This is a genomic window from Cupriavidus phytohabitans, assembly GCF_017815025.1.
In the GTDB taxonomy this organism is placed as follows: Bacteria; Pseudomonadota; Gammaproteobacteria; order Burkholderiales; family Burkholderiaceae; genus Cupriavidus.
In genome coordinates this window covers 1-470 of the sequence record NZ_JAGIQB010000259.1, presented here as the reverse complement: position 1 = coordinate 470, position 470 = coordinate 1, and the positions used below count along the sequence as shown (strand labels likewise).

Sequence of the window (470 nt, the reverse complement as noted above, 5' to 3'; positions counted from 1 at the left end):
CCGTCGGTCGACGCCGTGCGCATCGCGCTCGGCAATACCGGCTCGAAGACGACCATCCACAAGTACCTGCGGGAACTCGACACCGAGGACGGCGGCACCGCCGGCCGCAAGGCGTCGATCAGTGAGGCGCTGCAGGATCTGGTGGAGCGGCTGGCCGAGCAATTGCAGGAGGAAGCCAACGCGGGGATCGATGCCGCGCGCGCCGAGCACGCGGAACAGGAACGCCGGCACACGGAGCATCTGGCCGCCGCGCACCGCGACGCCGAGCAATTGGGCGGACACGTGCAGCGCGTCGAGACGGCCCTGCAGCAGGAGCGCGACGCGCACGGCCGCGCCCGCGAGACGCTGCAGCAAGAAACGATCGCGCGCCACACGGCCGAGCAGCAGGTCGCCGACCTCAAGGAGCGGCTGGCCGAGAACGAAGCCCACCGGCGCTCCCTCGAGGAAAAACACCAGCACGCGCGCGAAGC

At 70.6% G+C, this 470-nt stretch carries 1 protein-coding gene; it reads left to right on the top strand.

The window, feature by feature from the left end; genetic code table 11:
* Positions 1-470 (top strand): DNA-binding protein (locus tag J8I34_RS34415; RefSeq protein WP_209808634.1); only part of this gene is annotated, 470 nt, incomplete at both ends.